This window comes from Streptomyces sp. NPDC031132, assembly GCF_055570595.1.
In genome coordinates, this window is sequence record NZ_JBVIGX010000021.1 from 103774 (window position 1) to 123392 (window position 19619).

17 protein-coding genes are annotated in these 19619 nt (G+C 73.4%); 4 read left to right on the plus strand and 13 right to left on the minus strand.

Annotation, left to right across the window (positions count from 1 at the left end; all coding sequences use genetic code 11):
* Positions 1-2 precede the first annotated feature (2 nt).
* Genes ACZ49B_RS26805 through ACZ49B_RS26820 form a run of 4 tightly spaced genes read left to right on the plus strand, consistent with a single transcriptional unit; the run spans position 3 to position 4565 of the window.
* Entirely contained in the window at positions 3-1331 is a 1329-nt protein-coding gene (locus tag ACZ49B_RS26805; RefSeq protein WP_468310673.1) for a biotin carboxylase N-terminal domain-containing protein, read from the plus strand.
* Positions 1332-2267, plus strand: a complete 936-nt coding sequence (locus tag ACZ49B_RS26810; RefSeq protein WP_468310676.1) for a TauD/TfdA family dioxygenase — start codon at positions 1332-1334, stop codon at positions 2265-2267. It abuts the gene before it with no gap.
* The gene (locus ACZ49B_RS26815) at positions 2264-3313 is read left to right on the plus strand and encodes a methyltransferase (RefSeq protein ID WP_468310679.1); all 1050 of its coding nucleotides are present in this window, start codon (positions 2264-2266) and stop codon (positions 3311-3313) included. Before ACZ49B_RS26810 ends, ACZ49B_RS26815 begins: the two co-directional genes overlap by 4 nt.
* 52 nt (positions 3314-3365) lie before the next feature.
* Positions 3366-4565 carry a GNAT family N-acetyltransferase gene (locus tag ACZ49B_RS26820; RefSeq protein WP_468310680.1) on the plus strand — a complete coding sequence of 400 codons (1200 nt, stop codon included), beginning with the start codon at positions 3366-3368 and terminating at the stop codon, positions 4563-4565.
* A gap of 38 nt (positions 4566-4603) precedes the next feature.
* Here the strand turns inward: ACZ49B_RS26820 and ACZ49B_RS26825 are convergent, their stop codons facing one another.
* The 13 genes from ACZ49B_RS26825 to codA all read right to left on the minus strand — a co-directional run bounded on the left by ACZ49B_RS26825 (position 4604) and on the right by codA (position 19508).
* Entirely contained in the window at positions 4604-5827 is a 1224-nt protein-coding gene (locus ACZ49B_RS26825) for an MFS transporter (RefSeq protein ID WP_468310683.1), read from the minus strand.
* A complete protein-coding gene (locus ACZ49B_RS26830) occupies positions 5827-6489 on the minus strand; it encodes a thymidylate kinase (RefSeq protein ID WP_468310686.1) in 663 nt (220 codons plus the stop codon). Before ACZ49B_RS26830 ends, ACZ49B_RS26825 begins: the two co-directional genes overlap by 1 nt.
* A gap of 110 nt (positions 6490-6599) precedes the next feature.
* Positions 6600-8171, minus strand: coding sequence for a glutamine synthetase family protein (locus tag ACZ49B_RS26835; protein WP_468310689.1), 1572 nt, complete (start codon positions 8169-8171; stop codon positions 6600-6602).
* A complete protein-coding gene (locus ACZ49B_RS26840) occupies positions 8168-9625 on the minus strand; it encodes an amidase (RefSeq protein ID WP_468310692.1) in 1458 nt (485 codons plus the stop codon). The genes ACZ49B_RS26835 and ACZ49B_RS26840 overlap by 4 nt, the downstream gene beginning before the upstream one ends.
* Positions 9615-11387 (minus strand): hypothetical protein, encoded by a 1773-nt coding sequence (locus tag ACZ49B_RS26845; protein ID WP_468310696.1) that lies wholly within the window; start codon positions 11385-11387, stop codon positions 9615-9617. Before ACZ49B_RS26845 ends, ACZ49B_RS26840 begins: the two co-directional genes overlap by 11 nt.
* A gap of 66 nt (positions 11388-11453) precedes the next feature.
* Positions 11454-11858: a GNAT family N-acetyltransferase gene (locus ACZ49B_RS26850; protein ID WP_030299240.1), complete on the minus strand. Its 405-nt coding sequence runs from the start codon at positions 11856-11858 to the stop codon at positions 11454-11456.
* Positions 11845-13152: an adenylosuccinate lyase gene (purB, locus tag ACZ49B_RS26855; RefSeq protein WP_468310699.1), complete on the minus strand. Its 1308-nt coding sequence runs from the start codon at positions 13150-13152 to the stop codon at positions 11845-11847. The genes ACZ49B_RS26850 and purB overlap by 14 nt, the downstream gene beginning before the upstream one ends.
* A 150-nt stretch (positions 13153-13302) precedes the next feature.
* Positions 13303-15351, minus strand: a complete 2049-nt coding sequence (locus tag ACZ49B_RS26860; RefSeq protein ID WP_468310701.1) for an AfsR/SARP family transcriptional regulator — start codon at positions 15349-15351, stop codon at positions 13303-13305.
* A 64-nt stretch (positions 15352-15415) separates the two neighbouring features.
* Entirely contained in the window at positions 15416-15739 is a 324-nt protein-coding gene (locus ACZ49B_RS26865; RefSeq protein WP_468310704.1) for a PqqD family protein, read from the minus strand.
* Positions 15739-16521 (minus strand): hypothetical protein, encoded by a 783-nt coding sequence (locus ACZ49B_RS26870; RefSeq protein WP_468310707.1) that lies wholly within the window; start codon positions 16519-16521, stop codon positions 15739-15741. Before ACZ49B_RS26870 ends, ACZ49B_RS26865 begins: the two co-directional genes overlap by 1 nt.
* Positions 16522-17070: 549 nt before the next feature.
* On the minus strand, positions 17071-17601 hold the full coding sequence (locus ACZ49B_RS26875; protein ID WP_468310710.1) for a DUF5956 family protein: 531 nt from the start codon (positions 17599-17601) through the stop codon (positions 17071-17073).
* A gap of 9 nt (positions 17602-17610) precedes the next feature.
* Positions 17611-18201 carry an HD domain-containing protein gene (locus tag ACZ49B_RS26880; protein WP_468310713.1) on the minus strand — a complete coding sequence of 197 codons (591 nt, stop codon included), beginning with the start codon at positions 18199-18201 and terminating at the stop codon, positions 17611-17613.
* Positions 18202-18212: 11 nt separating this feature from the next.
* Positions 18213-19508: a cytosine deaminase gene (codA, locus tag ACZ49B_RS26885; RefSeq protein ID WP_468310716.1), complete on the minus strand. Its 1296-nt coding sequence runs from the start codon at positions 19506-19508 to the stop codon at positions 18213-18215.
* Between the last annotated feature and the right edge of the window lie 111 nt (positions 19509-19619).

Here is a 19619-nt window from a genome sequence, read left to right on the forward strand (position 1 = left end):
CCATGAAAAGAGTCCTGATCGCCAACCGCGGTGCGATCGCGGCCCGGGCCGTCGACACCTTCCGCACGCTGGGATGGTCACCGATCGCCGTCGTCGCCCTGTCGGACCCCCAGCGGCTGCACACGCTCGCCGCGGACGGGTGCGAGTACCTCGAGGGCACCGGGCTGGCGGAGACGTACGACCACGTGGGCCGGATCGTCGAGGCGGCCCGGCGCTGCGGCGCCGACGCGGTCTACCCGGGCTACGGGGCTCTTGCGGAGGATCCGGAGCTGCCCCGGCAGCTCACCGAGGCCGGGATCGCCTTCATAGGGCCGACGGCCGAGGTGCTCGCGGCGGCCCGCGACAAGGACCACGCGGTCGCCACCGCCGACCGGCTCGGCCTGCCCGTACTGCCGCACGCGACGGGGCACCGGCAGATAGCCGGGCTGGTCAAGGAGATCGGGCTGCCCGTGATCCTCAAGCCGGTCACCGGCTGCGGCGGCCTCGGTGTGCGCATCGTGCAGACCGAGGCCGAGGCGGAGCAGGCACTCGCCCTGATCGCCGAGGACGAGGACAGGGACGACTCGGGCGGGCACGCGGGCCCGGCCGGCGGCGAGGGCACCGACTGGTACGCCGAGCGGTACGTGGAGCAGGGCCGGGTGGTCGGGGTCACCGTCGCCGTCGACGACGCCGGGACCGTGCACCCGCTCGGCGAGCGGGAGAGCCTGCTGGTCGACGGCAGCATGAAGCTGCTGGAGGCCTCCCCGGTCCAGGGCGTGGCGCCGGAGCTGCTGGAGCGGATGCGCAGGGACACGGCCCGGCTCGTCACCGGGATGGGGCTGCGGGGGGTGGCGACGGTCGAGTTCATCGTCGGCGCCCGCGGCCACTACTTCCTGGAGGTCAACGGCCGGCTGCCGCTGGCCTACCGGATGTGCGAGGCGCAGACCGGCCTGGACGTGGTGGCCCTCCAGATGGAGCTGGCGCAGGGCGCGGTGCCCGGTCCCGGCCGCATCCGCGTCGACCGGGACACGCACTGTCTGGAGGCCCGCCTGTTCATCGAGCCGGCGGCGGGCGGGGCGCCCGGCCTGATCACCGCCCTGGAGCTGGCCCCGGAGCCGGGGGTGACGTACAACTGCGCCCTCGACCTGCGCAGGCCGGTCGTGCTCGACAACATCGTCACCCAGGTCCTGGCCTGCGGTGACAGCCGCGGCGCGGCCGCCGGGGCGGTGCTCCGGGCCGTCGCGGGCAGCGGGGTTTCGGGGGTCGCGCACTGCGCGGAAGAGATAGCCGTGTGGCTGCGCGGTTCGGGACTGGTCCCGGAGCGTCTCGGCAGCCAGGCCTTGGGAGTCTGAATGAACAGCAACGATCCGTTCTCGACCGTCCGCCACCCCGTCGACCGCGCGCTGGCGACGGCCGTCGCCGAGAGCGGGGAGGGCGACGTACGCGCCGACTGGTACCGGGAGTTCGGGGAGGCCATCCGGCAGTACGTACGGCGCCACCTCGACGCCCGGCCCGGGTACTTCGTGCTCGGCGGCCTGGACCACCTCACCGAGGAGCAGGCGCGCCGGTTCACGGTGGCGGTCTCCCGGCTGGCCGGGGACCTGCTGCCGCAGGACGGTGCGGGAGCCCTGTTGCGGGACGTACGGGACCGGGGGGTGCGGCTCGGCGAGGGTGCGACCGGCCGCTACTCGGACAGCCGGCAGGGCGGCAGCCTGCACACGGACGCGGCGCACCGGCCGGGGCGGCTTCCGGACATTTTCACGCTGTTCTGCTTCCGGCAGGCCTCCAGCGGCGGAGCGCTGGTCACGGTGCACGTGAGCGATCTGCTGGAGATCCTGCGGGCCCACCCCGAGGAGCTCGCGGCGCTGCGGCTGCCCGTCCACTTCGACACCCGGGACGACACCCCGGGGGTGCCGCTGACGACCGAGCGTCCCGTCCTGGAGTTCAGGGGCGGCCGGGAGCGCATGTACTACCTGCGGGACTACATCGAGATCGGGCACCGGCACCCGCACGTACCGCAGTTGACGCCCGAGCAGGTCAAGGCGCTGGACCTGCTGGACTCGCTGCTGGACCGGCGCGATCTGCAGACGCACGGGCGGCTGGCGCCCGGCGAGATGATCTTCATCGACAACCGGTCGATCGTGCACGGCCGGACCGCGTTCGACGAAGAGAAGCCGGTCGACGGCGGCCGGCTGATGCTCCGCACCTGGATCGGGCTCCCGGATGAAGACGCGGGAGCGGGCGCGGCTGCGGGCGGCGGCACGGCCGGGGCCGGGGCCGTCCTGTGACGCGGTTCGTCACCGCGCTCGAACGGTCCGGGCTGGCCGAGTTCCTGGCCGATTTCCCCGGGGACTCGGTGGACCGCCTCCAGTGGGCCGCCGCCACCCGCGGCCTCGACGGGGAGCTGCGCGCCCTCGCCGGTTTCCTGCTGCTCGGGGAGCCCCTGGCGGCCGACCGGCTGCCGCCCGCCCTCGCGGAGGTGCTGTCCGCCCTGGTCAAGAGGGGCGTCGCCGTCCAGCGCGGGGACGAGGTCCGGCTGGTCGACGTCAGCCTGTTCCGCTCCGCCGGGGTGTGGCTCTTCGCGGAGCCGCCGAGTCCGTTCCCCGTACGCCACTACTTCGGCCGGGACTCCGTCGCCCTGGCCCGGCGCTCCGGCTGCCGGGCCGGGGACCGCGTCCTCGACCTCTGCTCCGGGCCGGGCTTCCAGGGACTGGTCGCAGCGCAGCGGGGGGCCGGGGCCACGCTGGTGGAGCTGCTGCCCGAAACGGCCGAAGTGGCCCGGCTCAACGCGGAGATCAACGGGATGGACGACCGGATCGACGTCCTCGTCGGCGACCTGTACGACCCGCTCCCGGCCGGGGTGGAGCCGTACGACCGCGTCATCGCCAACATCCCGTTCCTGCCGACCCTCTCGGCCCACGGCGAGGAGGCCGCCCACGAAGGCGGCGAGGACGGGTTCAGCATCGGCCGCCGGGTCCTCGCCGGACTGCCCCGGCATCTGGGCGCGGGCGGAACGGCCCATCTGACCGGGCTCCTCCTCCAAGCCGGCCAGGAGCTCGTCATCGACGGCGAACTGCGCGCCTGGGCCGCGGAGAACGGATACGGCCTCACGGTCACGCTGACCGAGCGCATGGCGGTGGACGCCGACTCCGACCTCGTCCAGACGACCGTGTCGGACCACCTGGAGACCGACCCGCAGGCCGACCCCGGGGAACTCACCGCCGCCGCCGTCGGCATGTACGCCCGCCGCGGCGCGACCGCCGCCCGGCTCGCCTACCTGCGCATCGACGAAGGAATGGCCGACTTTCGCATCCTCGACCGGGCGCCCGGGTGAAGCTGACCGGCATGACCAGCGCACCAGTTCATGATCGGGAAGGACGCACAGCGTGACGGCAGGGACGGACGGCGTGGCCGACGGTACGCAGGACCCGCAGGGCCCGGAGCTCGTCGAGCTCGCCTCGATACGCGACGCGGACGTCGGCGAGTGGAACGCACTCGCCGGTGACGCCGCCCTCTACTCGAGCCACCGCTGGCTGCTCTACGGCGAGGAGCTGCACGACTCCGGCTCCCGTCACCTGGTCGCCTCCAGCGGCGGCTCGTACGTCGCCGGCCTGCCCACCCACCGCTTCACCGGGAAGGTCCCGCACTTCTACGATCCCGCCGTCCTGTTCCCCGGGGCCGCCGAGCCCGCCACGCCCGAGCGCCCGCTGCTCCTCGGCGGCACCCGCCTCGGCTACACCAGCGAGGTGATCGTCGCGCCGGGCACCGCCGAGCCGCTCGCCACGGCCGGCGTGCGCACCGTACTGGACCGCTTCCGCGCCCTGGGCGCCGCCGACGGCGCCCTGACGGCCCTGCTCTACCTCACCGACGAGTCGGTGGAGCGGCTGCTTCCGCTGCTGGGCCCACGGGACCAGGTCGTGATGATGGACGCGACCGCGGTCCTGCCCGTCGACCCCGACGGCCTGGAGGGGTACCGCAGGCGGTTCACCTCGCACCAGTTCACGTCCATCCGCCGGGAGATGCGCCGCTACACGGACGCCGGCTGCCGTACCGAGGTGAAGCGCCTCTCCGAGTGCCACCAGCTGCTCGGCCCGCTCTCCGCGCAGGTGCTGATCCGCTACGGCCATCCCGTCACGGACGCGAGCGAGTCGGAGCGCTTCGCCCAGCAGGCCACGCTGTTCGACGACAACTGCCGGATCCTGGCCGCCTACCAGGGCGAGCGGATGGTGGGCTTCACCCAGTACTTCTTCTGGGGGGACACCATGTACGCCCGCTCGCACGGCCTGGACGACTCCCTCGCCCGCGAGGCCAAGCTGTACTTCAACCTCACCTACTACGAGGCCGTGCAGTACGCGGCGGCCCACGGCTACCGCTCCGTGGACCTGAGCTGCGACGCCTTCCAGGCCAAGGTGTCCCGGGCCGCACGCCTCCGCCCCCTGTGGGGCATCGTCCTCGACGCCCCGTGGACCGGGCCGGTGCTGGAGCGCGTACGCGCCGAGGAGAAGGCACGGCGCGCGGAGTTCGCCTCCCACGACCCGGGGATCGAGTCGCGGGTGGCGCAGCTGGTGGACGCGCGCGGCCGGTAGGCCGCACCCCGAAGACGGGCCCAGGCCGGCCGCGACGCTCACCCGGCCGGTCTGGGCTCCCGGTCCTTCTCGCGCAGGGCCCGGCCGCGTTCGGCGATCGCCGCCACCGGCGGCACCGCCGCCCCGGCCGTGACGATGATGGCGACGAGCGCGACCCACCCCAGCGGGCCCGCGCTCAGGCACAGCGCGTTCAGCACGGCCGGCGCCACGGCGCCGCCGATGCCGACGCCGACGGAGAACACGCCCTGGTACTCGCCCTGGGCGTGCTCGGGAGCCAGCCCGAACGACAGCGCGTACTCCCCCGCCGTGAACAGCATCTCCCCGAAGGTCAGCGCCGCCGTGCCGATCAGGATCAGCCCCATCGCCGCGTACATCGGGACGTGCGCGGCGGCGAAGACCAGCCCCATGGCCAGCGCGATGACCGGACCGCTGCGCCGCATGGCCAGCGCCCCGTCGTGCGGGGTCTCGACCCCCTTGGCGACCTTGGTCTGGAGCAGGACCACGAGCGCGCAGCTGAGCGCGAAGACCAGCGACACCGTCCAGCGCGGCGCGTCCGTGTACTCGGCGATCCACACCGGCATCAGCACGGTCATGAAGACGTCGAACATGACGAGGGTCCCCGCGAGCATGCTGACGGCGAGGAACGGGCGGTCGGCCAGGGCGTAGCGCTGCCCGCCCCCCGGCTCCTTGGGCACCGGCGGCAGATGCGGCAGCCGGGCCACCAGCAGCGCGGCGACCAGGTACGAGACGACGTCGGCGCAGATCGCGATCACATAGGCGGTCCGGGTGTCGGCCTGCAGCGCCAGCCCGCCGAGCAGCGAGCCGGAGACCATCGCGAGGTTCTGCAGGGAGTAGATCCGGGCCCGATACGCGACCCGGTCCTCGCCGCCGACGTACGCGATCAGCGCCCCGCTGATCGCGGGGAACGCGCCGCGCCCCAGGGCGATCAGGGTGATCACCACGAGGAACCCGGGCATGCCCTCCACCAGTAGCAGCGCGCCCGCGGCGCCCGCCTGGGCGGCCAGTCCGGCGATGCCCACCTCGCGCGGCCCGAACCGGTCGGCGAGCCGGCCGACGACGGGCCCGGCGACCAGGCCCGCCAGCCCGGCCGCCGTCAGCCCCATGACGACGTTGCCGGTGGACAGGCCCACGGACCGGACGAAGAACAGGACTTGCAGGGGTGCCCAGCTGCCCGCCCCGAGGTAGCGGACGAACAGCGCGGCCGCCAGGCCGCGCCGCAGCCCCTGCCCGTCACCCGGCATCAGTGTCCGGCCGGGGCGTCGGCCCCCGCGGGACGGGGGTTGACCTCGACCCCCAGTTTGGGCGCGAGCAGCTTGCGCAGCTGCTGCGCCGCGGCCTCGGCGGTGTTCGCCCGTACGACGTCCCAGCCGCGCAGGGCCGCCCAGTCGAGCATGACCGCCCGGGTGGCCGTCTGGTGCGCCAGGAAGCTCTCCGGCCGGCACTGCGGGTCCCGGCCGCATTCGTACGGGGTGATGTCGCCCTTCTTGCGGCGCAGCGCCTCCTCGGGCGTGACGTCGAAGAAGACGACGGTGTCCACCGGGGCCATGGCGTCGACGATCGCGTCCACGAGCGCCTGGGGGCAGCCCGCCAGCAGTTCGGTGGCGGCGTGCTTGACCCAGTAGCCGTCGAGGACGACGAGGTCCGCCTCGGCGGCGCGGGCGCGTTCCGCGGCCAGGGTGTTGAGCCAGCCGAGGAAGAGCATCCGGGCCGGGTTCGGCATCTCGGCGATGCAGACCCGCAGTTCGTCGAGGGAGGTGCCGCGCAGGAAGCGGGCCTGCGGTACCTCCGCCTCCTCGAAGACCTGCCATTTGCCGACGACGCGGAACGACAGGCCCTGGCTCTCGGCCCAGCTCCGCAGTCGCTTGACCTGCGTGCTCTTGCCCGCGCCGTCGGGTCCGTCCATCGCAACGATCACTGTTCAAATCCCTTCGGAAGGTCCGCCACGGGCCGTCGCCGTACGGAAGTCATGCGGTGGTCCCGCGGGGTCCCCACCCGTCCCCCGGCGGGCCTGCGTCAGTAGGCGCCGAAGTACTCACGGTGCTCCCATACGGTGGTCTCGCCCGGCCCGGCGGGCCCCGAGGCGGCCAGCCAGTCCCCGAACCGGGACACCTCGCTGCGCTTGAGCTGCGCGAGGCAGTCGTGGAGCGGCTTGCCCAGCAGGTCCCGGGCCAGGGCACTGCCCTCCGCCGCGGCCACCGCCTCGGCCAGGTCGCGCGGCAGGGCCGCCGCCGTGGGGGCGTGCGGGTCCTGCGCGAGACCGCCCGGCCGCAGCCCGCGCTCGATGCCGTCGAGGCCCGCGGCGAGCTGCGAGCCGAGGTAGAGGTACGGGTTGGCGCAGGGCTCGCCGATCCGGTTCTCGAGGTGCGTGGACTCCTCGCCGGGGCCGCCGAGCACGCGGACCAGGGCGCCCCGGTTCTCGGCGCTCCACACGACCCGGTCCGGGGAGAGCGAGAACTGCTCGTCGAGCCGGCGGTACCCGTTGACGGTCGGAATGGCGAACAGCGCGATGTCCGCGGCGTGTTCGAGCAGCCCGGCGACGTAGCCGAGCCCCTCGTCCGACAGCAGGGCCGTGCCCTCCTGCGGTACGAAGACGTTGCGGTCGGCCGCCGTGTCGAACAGCGACTGGTGCAGGTGCCAGCCGCTCGGGTCGAAGCGCTCCAGCCGGGGCAGCGCCATGAAGGAGGCGTGGTGGCCGAGGCGGGCACAGATCTGCTTGGCGACCGTACGGAAGAGCAGCATGGCGTCGGCGGCGTCGAGGCCGTTCATCGGGCTGAAGGTGAACTCCAGCTGGCCCGGCCCCGATTCGTGCTCGACGGTGCGCAGCGGCAGGCCGAGCTCGCGCAGGGCGCGCGCCAGCGGGGTGACGACGTGCATCAGGCCGTCGGTGAAGGTGTCGAGGTTGAACTGGTAGCCGCTGTTGACCGGTTCGACGGCGGGCGGTTCGCCCTGCACGCCGAACCCGCCGACCGCCGCGGCGGCCGTGGCCGAGGCGGCCGCCGGGCCGTGCTCCCGGGCGCCGGCCAGCCGGGTCACGTACCACTCCACCTCCAGGCCGACGACGTAGCTCAGGCCGCGCCCGGCGGCCCGGGCGCACTGGCGGCGCAGCACGGCGCGGCTGGAGAGCGGGTGGGCGCTGCCGTCGCGCAGGTACTCGTCGGCGATGACCCAGCCGGTGGCCGCCTCGGTGTACGGCAGCACCTTGAAGGTGAGCGGGTCGGGCACGATCAGGAAGTCTCCGGCGCCGGTCAGCTCGGGGATGCCGATGCCGCCGCCGGGGGCGAAGAAGTCGACGCCCACGGCGTGCCCGGTGTCGAAGACGAACGGGCCGGGGCTCATGTCGATGCCGTTGCGCAGCGCCGTGCGGAAGGCGTCGACCGTCAGGGTCTTGGAGCGCATCAGCCCGTGCGGGTCGCCGAAGCCGACCCGGACGAACTCGAGCCCCGCCAGGGTCTCCTCCAGGGCGTCCGCCGCGGCCCGCTGCTCCGCGTTCCACAGGCCGTGCCGCTCGACGAAGCCGACGCTGCCGGTGGCGAAGCGGGCGTAGCGGCGCTCGCCGGCTTCCCGCGCGGTGGTGGGCTTCGTCATGTCGGTTCCCCTTCGGTTTCCGGGCGTGGTGCGGTGAGTGCTGCGTACTCGTGGTGCCAGGGGTGCGCCTGCTCCACCTGGTACGCGGCGGCCAGGACCCGCAGGTCCTCGTGGCGCCCGCCCACCAGTTGCAGGCCGACGGGCAGGCCCCCGGGCAGGCGGCCCGCCGGGACGGACACCGCGGGCTGGCCGGTCAGGTTGAAGGTGTAGGCCTCGGGCGCCCACGCCAGCCAGGACAGGGCGCCCTTGCGGACCGGTTCCGGCGGCTCGTGGAGCTCGGCGGCGAACGGCTCGATGGCCACGGTCGGCATGGCCAGCAGGTCGTACCGCTCCATCAGGGCCTGGCTGCGGGCCCGCAGCACGGCGCGCTCCTCGTACGCCCGGGCCAGCCGGGCGGCGCTCAGCCCGCGCCCGTACCGGATGACCTCGAGCCGGCCGGGGTCGAGGCGGCCTGCGACCTCGTCCAGGTCGCGCGCGTGGGCGGCCGCCTCCCAGCCGGCCAGGATCGTCTCCAGCGCCGGGTACGGGTCATCGAACGGCGGCGGGATCTCCTCGACCGTGTGCCCCCGGCCGGCCAGCGCCTCCACCGCCCGCCGGGCGGCGGCCGCGATGCCGGGCTGCGGCGCGGGATCGCCCAGCGAGGGGATCCAGCCGATGCGCAGCCGCGGGAGCCGCCCGGCCGCGGCCTCCGGGTCGCCGGTCGGCGCGCCGGGGACCCCGAAGGACAGCGGATCGCCCGGGTCGTAGCCGGACATCACCTGCGTGAGCAGGGCCGCGTCGGCCACCGTCCGGGTCAGCGGCCCCAGGTGGGACAGCTCCTCCGGACTCTGCGGCACGTACGGGATCCGACCCAGCGAGGGCTTGAACCCGACGACCCCGCAGAACGACGCCGGGATGCGGATCGACCCGGCGCCGTCGGTGCCGGTGGCGCCCACGCCGATGCCCACGGCCACCGAGGCGGCCGCACCGGCACTGGAGCCGCCGGGGGTGCGGGCGGGATCCCACGGGTTGCGCGTCGGACCCTGCAGCCGGTTCACCCCGGCGGCGCTCCACCCGCCCTCGGTGGTGTTGGTCTTGCCGATGACCACGGCGCCCGCGGCCCGCAGCCGGGCCACGGCCGGCGCGTCCCGGTCGGGCACGGTGTCGGCGTGCAGCAGGGAGCCCCGGGTGGTCCGGATGCCCTCCGTCGGGGTCAGGTCCTTCACCGAGACGGGCATGCCGAGCAGCGGCCGGTCCTCCCAGACGGCCTTGCCGTACCGGTGGAGCAGCCGGTCCGCGGCCGCGGCCTCGGCCGTGGCGCGCTCGCGGGCGAGGGTCAGGAAGGCCCCGATGCCCGGCTCCCACCGGTCCAGCAGGGCGAAGGTGGCGGCCAGGTGCTCCGAGGGCAGCAGGCTGCCGTCCCCGTACGCCGCGCGGAGGCTGCGGATGTCGGCGTACTGCGGGTCAGGCGCCATGGAAGGCCCGGTACCAGCCGTTGTCGAAGTCGCCGACCTCCAGCCCCCGGTCGGCGGCCGCCTGGTGCAGCAGCGCCTGGATCCGGCCCGTCACCATGGCCGCCCGCAGGTGGGGCAGCTCGAACTCGGCGCCGGAGGTGCGCAGCAGCCGCAGGTCGTACAGGCCGGGGCGGTACGCGCCCTCCAGCACGATGCCGAGCGGGACGCGCAGGGCGTGCCGGACGCCGAAGGTGACGTGCCCCGTGTGGTGCTGGTCGGACCAGTTGGTGATGTCGGCCGTCATGGGCGCGAAGAACCAGTCGTCGCGGCCCGGGGACTCCTCGGTCCAGGACATGCTGTGCGGCAGGTAGTGCCAGGTGTTGTAGCGCATCCGTGCGCTGTACGCGGAGAGGGTCCGGGCGAGGCCTGCCCGGTCGTCGGCGAACTTCCGCGCGAAGGCGGCGCCGGGTGCGACGCAGCAGTAGAAATCGCGGGTGGCCAGGGCTATCCGGTCCTCGGCCGGGTGGTCGCTGTGCAGCACGGCGACGCTCTTGGGGCCGCGGCCCATCACGACGTCGCAGTCCAGGGCGTCGGCCAGCGTCTCGAAGAACCGGTGGAGGAATCCCTCGTACGCGCTGGTGAACCCGGCGGGCGGGGCCAGCCGTACGACGCGCTCCACGACCTCCTCGGCGTACGCCCGGACCGTCTCGGGCGAGGCCGCGACGGGGAAGGGCCGGCCCGCGGCGCCGGAGAGCAGGCCCGCCACCGGCGCCGGGAGCTCGTCCCAGCCGAGGGGCTCGGCCATGATCCGCTCCCGTTTGTGCAGGGAGGCGCCGTTGATCTCGCGGTAGAACACGGCGCCGCGGCGTAACAGCTCCGCCCGCCCGCCGGCGCAGGCGGCGGCCAGGGCGTCGAGGGCGGCGCCCGTCGGCTCGCCGGCGAGGTCCGGGAGCTCGGCCCCGTACGCCTCGATGCGCTCGCGGAGGAAGTCCGCCAGCCGGTCCGGGGCCAGCTGTACCCCGTTGAACTCCTCGGCCCGGACCGGGGAGCCCGAGCTGATGAGCGCGTACATGCACACGACGAAGGTGGCGTCCTCGGGGGACCAGCGTGCGGCCGGGGTCTCCCGGAGCGCGGTGAGCACGGATCCTTCGGCCCCGGGGCCCATGGAACGCCCGGGCAGATTGCTGAACTTGCCGAGGTTGCTGTAGAAGCGGTCGCCGACGTACAGCAGCACGGGGGCCATGTGGACCAGCGCGTGGGCGACGGCGTCGATCCGCTCGCGGACCGAGTCGGCGCCCTGCTGTGCGAGCCAGCGGTGGATCTCCTCGAACTGCAGCCGCTGGACGTCCTGGGCCAGGGCCCACAGCCTGCCCAGGGATTCGGGCCGGGACTGCCACTTGAGGGTGCCGAGCGGCTCGCCCTCCTCGCCGCCGGCGGGCTGCGTACCGGCCGGGACGACGCGCAGCCGCCCGGTCCCGGTCAGCACCAGCAGGTCCTCGGCACCGCTCTCCGCCCCGGCGCCGGCTTCGGCCCGGGCCTGGGCACCGGCCCCGTCCTCGGGGCCGCCGGTCGGGGCGAAACCGGCCACCTGGGACTCGGCGATCTCCGTGTACACGCGCTCACCGAGCCCCATGGCCGCTCGGCCGACCTGCTCGGGGACCATCCCGTCGAGGGTGGCCGCTATCCGTATCGCGTCGGCGGCCAGGCCACAGGCGCGGGCCCGTTCGGCGGCCGCCTTGACCTGGGCATCGAATCCGGGCGTCTTCAGCTGCATTGTCGTCACCTACGGAACGTCATTCGACGGCGGTTCGGGATCGGGGACGGGCGGCCGACCCCGCGGGGCCCGGGTTCAGCCGAGCGCATCGAGGGTCCATGCGGACTCGTGGCGGGTGAACCCGATGTGGGGGTAGTACGCGACGGCGGCGGGCGCCGAGAGCAGCACGAGCTTCGCCTGCGGCGCGGCTTCCCGGGTCGCCCGGATCAGGTCCCGGCCCACGCCGCGGCGCTGGAACTCGGCGTCCACGGCGATGTCGCTCAGGTACGTGACGTACGAGCCGTCGGTGATCGAGCGCGCGATGCCGATGAGCCGGCCGTCGAGGCGGGCCGTGATCACGAGGTTGGCACCGGCGAGCATCCGGGTGAACCGCTCGACGTCCTCGACGGGACGGCGCTCGCCGAGGGTGGACGCGCGGTAGAGGGCGGTGACTTCGGTGACGTCGAGGCTGGCACCGACGACGGGCTCACACTTCCACATGGTCTTGCAGCTCCTTGCTGAGTTCGATCAGTCGGGATTTCAGGTGGTCGCGGTTGCCGAGGAAGCGCCGCGGGTCCATTTGCTCACCGGTGACGTCCACACCGCGGGAGCCGAGGCCCTCGGCGAGGCTCGTGCCGGTCTCCCACGCCTCGGTGGCCGCGGCCTGGACCAGCCGGTAGGCCTCCTCGCGCTCCCGGCCCCGGTCGACCAGGTCCAGGAACACCTCGGAGCTGTAGACCAGGCCCCGGGTGGCGTCGATGTTGCGTGCCATGCGCTCGGGGAACACCCGCAGCCCGCGCAGCAGCCCGGCGGCCGAGACGAGCTGGTAGTGGGCCACGGTCAGGCTGTCGGGCAGGATGACGCGCTCGACGGAGGAGTGCGCGAGGTCCCGCTCGTGCCACAGCGCGACGTTCTCGTAGGCCGCCCCGGCGTGGGAACGCAGGATCCGGGCGAGGCCGCACAGCCGCTCGCTCGTCGTCGGGTTGCGCTTGTGCGGCATCGCGCTCGACCCCTGGTAGGCGCTGGTCCGCGGCTCGTCGACCTCCCCGACCTCGGTGCGCTGCAGCATCCGCATCTCGAGGGCGAACTGCTCGACGACGGCCCCCGTCACGGCGAGTGCGGAGAGCAGCTCGGCGTGCCGGTCGCGCGCCACGACCTGGGTCGGCATCGACTCGACGCCGAGCCCGAGTCGCCCGCACACCCACTCCTCGACGTACGGGGAGATGTGCGCGTACGTGCCCACCGGGCCGGAGATGGTGCCCACGGCCACGGCGGCGCGGGCCGCGGTCAGCCGGGCGATGCTGCGGTGCAGGGCGAAGGCGTGCACGGCGAGCTTCTGCCCGAAGGTGGTGGGCTCGGCGTGGATGCCGTGGGTGCGGGCGATGCACACCGTGTCCCAGTGCTCCAGGGCGCGCTCCACGAGCAGTTCGGCGAACGTACGGGCGGCGTTCAGCACGAGGTCGCAACTGCGCGCCAGGATGTGTCCGAGGGAAGTGTCGACGAGGTCGTAGCTCGTCATCCCGTGGTGCACCCACCGCGCGGAAGCGGCCGGCATCGTCTCCGTGTAGGCCGCGAGGAAGGCGAGGATCTCGTGGTCGCGGGTGAGCTCCAGCTCCCGGATGCGGGCGACGGCGGGGACGGGGGCGCGGCGGATGTCGTCCAGGCTGCCCTGGTCCACGACGCCCAGTTCGACCTGGGCCGTGGTCGCGAGCACTTCGACGCGCGTCCAGGTTTCGTACTTGTGCTCCTCGGTCCAGAGCGCGGCCATCTCCGGAGTGGAATAGCGTTCGATCAAGGTCGGTTCTCCTCGGCTCTCCCCGTGGGCCGGGAGCCGAGGGGTGGCACACCTCGGGCGGCACGGCGGGGGACGGGACGTGGGGGGTGTGGGGATCGGTGCGGGACGTGGAGCTCGTGAGGGTCGTGGTGTGTCGTGGGGTCGTGGGGCTCAGGCGGTGAAGCCGAGCTCCGGTGGCAGGGCGGCGGCGGGAACGGCGGCCCCGGCGCCGGCGCGCACGGCCGGTCCGGTCCCGGGCGACGCCGTGGCCCGCAGCGGCACCAGCGCTCCGGCCGGCCTCGTGTACCAGGCGGCCAGCGCGTTCTGCACCGCGCCGTGCCGGCTCTGCATCGGGTCCACGTCGAACGTGAGCTCCCGCGCGTACAGCCGGACCAGCGGGTGGTACGAGAAGCGCACCCCGCTGCCCTTGACGAAGTCGGCGTCCAGCAGGTGCTGTGCGGTCAGCCGCTCGAGGGTCTCCTCCGCGCGGTCGTCCGGCAGCCCCAGCGCGGCCGCGGCCACCCGTACCGGGAACGAGGCCATCTCCAGCAGGCTGAGCAGCCGGAACGCCCTCCGCTCCGGGGCGTCCAGGGCGGCGTAGCCGACCGCCAGGCTGTCGCGGACGCCGAGGTCGCCGACCACCAGCTCGTCGAGCCTTCTGCGGTCCGACTCCAGCCGCCGGGCGAGCGTCTCCAGGCGCCAGTGCGGCCGCTCCAGCAGCCGCGCGCCGACGATCCGGATGGCCAGGGGCAGCCGCCCGCAGTACCGCACCAGGTCCTGCGCGGCCCCTTCCTCGGCCGCCACCCGCTCGCGGCCGACGATCCGGGCCAGGATCTCGCGGGACTCCTCCGCCGACAGCAGCCCGAGGCGTACGTGCCGGGTGCCGCCCAGGGTGGACAGCATCTCCAGGCTGGTCACCACGGCCGCGCAGGTCGGCGAGGCCGGCAGCAGCGGCCGTACCTGGGCCTCGTCGCGCGCCCCGTCCAGCACGATCAGGACCCGCCGGTGGGAGAGCAGCCCCCGGTACAGGGCCACCAGTTCGGCGAACTCCGCGGGCACGGCGCCGGGGGCGACCCCGAGCGCGCGCACCAGCTCGCCGAGCACGTCCGCCGGCTCGCGGAAGCCGTCCCCGCGCTGGAGTTCGACGTACAGCTGGCCGTCGGGGAAGACGGGGCTGACGGCGTGGGCGACCCGGACCGCCATGGTGGTCTTGCCGACCCCGGCGGCCCCGTACAGGTTGAGCGTCTGCGGGACGGTGCGCTCCGCGCCGTCCCGGGAGACGTCCCGCAGCCGCTGGATCAGCTCGGCCTCGATGCCGGGCCGGGCGAACTCGGCGAGGCGCGGCGGGAGGGTGTACGGGGCAGCCGCCCGGTCGGTGGCCCCGGCGCCGGGGCGCACGCTCGTGCTGTCGCCGACACCGCTGCCGCCACCGCTGCCGGCTGGGGCGAAGGCGCGCGGCGCCGGATCCGGCTCGCCGTCGGACCGGGCGGCGGGCCCGGCGAGGATCTGCCGGTGGGCGACGCGGAGTTCCTCGCCGGGTTCCACGCCGAGTTCCTCCGACAGCAGGCGCCGGGCCTCCTGGTACGTGGCGAGGGCCTCGCCCTGGCGGCCCGCCTTGTACAGGGCCGTCATCAGCCGGCCCCACGCGCTTTCCCTGAAGGGGTGTTCGGATACGAGGGCCCTGAGCCGGGGCAGGACCTCGGCGCAGCGCCCCACCGCCATTTCGGCGTCGGCCCAGCTTTCCGTGGCATTCAACCAGCGTTCGAGCAAGGCCGCCCCGTCGCCCTGGTGGAGGTATTCCGAGGGGATGTCGACGAGCGGGGTGCCATGAGTCTGCTCCAAGGCCGACCGGAACAGCCGGGCGCGTTCGGCCGGTTCGGTGCTGAGTTCCGCCTCGTGCAGGAGGAGATTGAACCGGTCGAGGTCGAGCCGCTCGCCGTCGATCGCGATCGCGTAGCCGGAGGCCCGGCTGACGACCACGTCGGCGCCCAGCACCTTGCGCAGGCGGGCGATGTACCCCTGGAGCGTCTTGCGTGCGGTCAGCGGGGGTTCGCTGCCCCACAGCTGCTGGATGAGCTCCTCCGCGGTGAGGGTGCGGTTGGCGCGGAGCAGCAGGGCCGCCAGCACGACCCGGTGTTTCGCCTGAGGAATCTCTAACAACTCGCCGTTCCGCCGTACGGTCAGCGGACCGAATACATCGAACTGGAGATCGTCCAGCATGTGATGCCCCCGAAATTTCAAACCCACGGGCAAATGTGCAGGAGGCGGTGGCCCCTTGTGGAATTCAGCTCCGAGAATCGCCTTGCGCAATGTTCAGGACGTCGTGCTGCGCGAGTTCCGTGAAGAGTTCGACGATGTCCTGCACCACGGATTCCTGATCGATCTCGTATTCCTCGGCGATCAGCGCGGCGATGTCGCTCACGGTGCGCTTTCCGTCGATCTGCCGCCAGATGTGGGCGGCGGACGCGGTCAGCTCGAAGAAGTGCTCGTACCCGCCGACCACCGTCGTGCCGCGGTGGTTGCGGATCTTCACGTTCAGCGGGAGCGAGGCCACCGACCCGGGCCCCACCTGCAGGCCCTTGTCGAGCGGGGTTTCGTCGACGGGCATCAGACCGACACCTCCATGGAGATCCGCTGGCAGACGGCGATGGTCTCCTCGACCCACTTCTGCGGGTTGTCCGGGTCGAAGGAGCGCATCGTCTCGATGGCCCAGTACGCGTCGAACGGCAGCAGCCCGGGGTTCAGGATCTCCATCCGCCGGGCCCGCCACTTCGGCCACAGGCTGCCGAACTGGCCGAGGCTCGCCTGGAGCGCGTCGACGGCGTGGTTGAAGGCGTTCTTGGTCGCGATGACCGCGCTGTACAGGTCGCCCCGGGCGATCTGGCCGGCTGCGTCCTCGGTGTAACTGTCCGCCTGCTTGAGCGAGTTGACGATCAGCACCGACCGGTGGGCCGAGGCCGCGAGCCGCTCGCGGGTGGCCGCCAGCCAGGCGCCGTCATCGGCGGCCGCGGCGTACGGGAGCCGCTCCAGCATGGCGATCTCGTGGTAGCTCAGCGTGCGCCAGGTGCCCTGGTCGTCGGCGAACTGCTCCTGGGAGACCTTCGAGAGGACCTGCTCGAGCTGGGACGACGTCCAGTACTCGATGTCCCACCGACGGCCGTCGACGAACGTGCCCTCGTACTGGAGCGTGTTCGGTTCGAGCGCGACGTGGTTGGTCTCGTCGATCGTGCTGACCCAGACGTCCTTGGTGACCACGTGGACGTCGAGGTCACTGGTGGGGTTGCCCCAGCCTCTGATCAGGGAGCCGCTCGCGAACACCGTCTCGTACTCGTCCGGGAGCAGGTTGCGGCTCCCTAACGCAGCGATTACCCCGGAGGTGTCATACGTCATGAGGCACGGCCCTTCCCCGTCTCGGCCCGCCGCGACCGAGATCATCGGCCGGCGGCGCGCTCTGGTTCCACTTGGGTCGCCGCCACGGAGTCCGAACGGGCGGCGCGCCTCGGAAAGGTGATCTCCGATCCCGAGGCCAATTCCGGCACACCCGAAAAATCGGCTGGCCATTTTTGGACTCTAGCAATGATCGTTAACGCCGCGGCAGTCCGAATGATGCGACGTCAGTCACATTACACAACTCTTGAACTTCTTTGCAGGCCAGCATATTGACGCTTCTTCAGCTGCGTCCAGAAGCAACGCGTGGCGAGAATTGGCCTTTACATCGCAGGCGCCATGAGGTCTGTAAGGAGAACATCAAGAATGCGGTACGGGCCCGACGAGCCGCTGCAATCCGCGGGCGCACGGTGGCAGCGGCCCCGTCCCGGCCGCTGCGGAGGCCCCGCGGTGAGCGCCGCGGAGGCAACGTCGGCGCACGGACGCGTGCAGGTTCTCGCCACCGGGGGCGAGGATTCCGCGGGCCGGATCAGCGGGCGCCGCGGTTCTGGCCTACGTCTCGCTCCCGGATTCGGCGGTCAGCGCGGCGAGTTCGGCCCGGGTGAGGGCGAGAAAGGCGGCCGAGGCCCGGACCTCCACCCCGCGGTCCTCCGCCACCGCCCGGAGGCGGTCGAGGACCGCCCCGACCGTGGGGAGGGAGCCGAGCGGGCGCAGCAGCCACAGGCGGCCCGGCGGCCGGTGCGGGAGGCCGAGCTCGGTGAGGACCTCCTCGGCCTCCCAGTCGAGGTCGTGCAGGTCGGACTCGGCGAGCGGGGCGGCCTCCACGTCGGTGATGTGCCCGTGGCCGTCCAGCCGGGTCTCCACCGCCCAGTGGGTGGAGCGGTCCGGGATCCAGGTCCGGGCCGCCGGGGGCCACACGTACGGGAGGAACACCCACAGCATGTCCTCGGGCGCGGGCTCCCAGCCGAGCACCTCCAGCTCCCGGACCTCGGGCAGCCGGTCCGGCTCCTGCTCGCTGCGGCCGGTACGGCGCAGTGCGAGCGGGTGCGGTGTTCCGTCCTCGTCCCACGAGTCCCACGACATGTGCGCAGGCTACCGCCGGTCGAGCGGGTTGGCCTTGATCCGCTGCGCCGCGCCGCCGGCGACATAGGCCGCCGCCGCACAGTCGGGCTTGCGGACGGCCTGGTCCTCCACCAGGGCGAGGAAGTTCGCGCCGAAGTCCAGCCGGGGGTGCGCCTCCAGCAGCTCCGCGGTGAACGCCTGGTCGAACTCGGCGACGCGCAGCCCCGAGACGTCGGCGCTCGTACCGACCTGGAGGAGGTGGCTCTCGGCGTCCTCGGCGGCGGTGACGTCGTCCCTCATGTGCCGAACGATCACCTCCTCCGCCCGGGCGCGCCGGTCCGCGGGCCACCCCAGGCCCGCCGTCAGGACGCGGGCGACATGCCCGCCCGCCTCCTCGAAGGGCAGCACGTGGCTGTCGAACGGCGCGGTCAGCCCCAGGTCGTGGACCAGTGCGCTGACGTAGAAGAGCTCCTCGTCGTACGCGATCCCGTGCCGGGCCGCGTACTGCGCGCCGAAGGCGTACGAGCGGATCGAATGGTTCAGCAGGCTCGCATCCGCGTACTCGGAGGCGATCTCCAGGGCCGCCCGGCCCGATGCGGTGTCACATGTCCATGGCGTCATGGAGCGTGAGCCTACGTCCGGCGGAAATCGACCTCCGACGGCGGCTCCCCCGGCCAGTTCAGCCGGGTCGGCACCGGCCGCGTCTCGGCGAGGACCGTCCCGCGCGAGACCACGTACCGCGGCCGGACCTGGCGGCGGAGCGCCTCGGCGGGGGTCTCGGCCGGCAGCAGCACGAAGGAGGCGGGCGCGCCCTCCGCGATGCCGTACTCCGAGGCCGTCAGCCCCAGCACCCGCGCCGCGCGCTCCGTCACCATCTCGAAGGCCACCGGGATCTCCTCCGCTCCCGTGAGCTGCGCCGCGTACAGCCCGACGAGGGCGGTCTGGAGCGGGTTGCCGGTGCCGAGCGCGTTCCACGGGTCCATCACGTCGTCGTGGCCGAAAGCCACGTTGACCCCGGCCGCCAGCATCTCCTTGACCTGGGTGAGGCCGCGCCGCTTCGGGTAGTCGTCGAAGCGGCCCTGGAGGTTGAGGTTGGCGAAGGGGTTGGAGACCAGGTTGATTCCGGAACGGGACAGCAGCCGCTGGAGCTTGAAGCTGTACGCGCCGCCGTAGGAGCCCATCGCCGTCGTGTGCGAGGCCGTCGCCCGCTCCCGCAGCCCCGTGCGCAGCGCGAGCGCGGCCAGCACCTCCACGAACCGGGACTGCTCGTCGTCGATCTCGTCGCAGTGGGCGTCCACGCGCAACCCGTGCTCCTCGGCCACGGCGAAGGCGATGCCCAGCGACGCCACCCCGTCCTCGCGGGTGTCCTCGAAGTGCGGGATCGCCCCCACGACGTCGGCGCCGCGTGCGACCGCCTCGCGCAGCAGCGCCTCGCCGCCGGGGAAGGAGACGACGCCCTCCTGCGGGAAGGCGACGATCTGCAGGGTCAGGAACTCCCGGACCCGGTCGCGGACCTCCAGCAGCGCGTCCAGCGCGGTGAGTGCCGGGTCGGTGACGTCGCAGTGCGTCCGTACGTGCAGCACGCCCTGGGCCGCCTGCCAGCGCAGTACCTCCGTGGCCCGGGCGACGACGTCCTCGCGGGTCAGGGTCTGCTTGCGCTCGCTCCAACAGGCGATGCCCTCCCACAGCGTCCCTGAGGCGTTCGGACGCGGCTCGCCGGCGGTCAGGGCCGTGTCCAGGTGGATGTGCGGCTCGACGAAGGGCGGCGCCAGCAGCCCGCCGTGCGCCTCGATCAGCACGCCGGTGGCCGGCGGCTCCTTCTGGTCGTCGTACGGGACCACCCGTGCGATCCGGCCGTCCTCGGCGACCTCGACGTCGTACAGGCCGTCAGTGTGCATCAGCCGGGCACCCCGGACGATCATCCGCATGCGGCCACCCTACGACCGTGGGGGGGGGGGGGGGGGGGGGGGGGGGGGGGGGGGGGGGGGGGGGGGGGGGGGGGGGGGGGGGGGGGGGGGGGGGGGGGGGGGGGGGGGGGG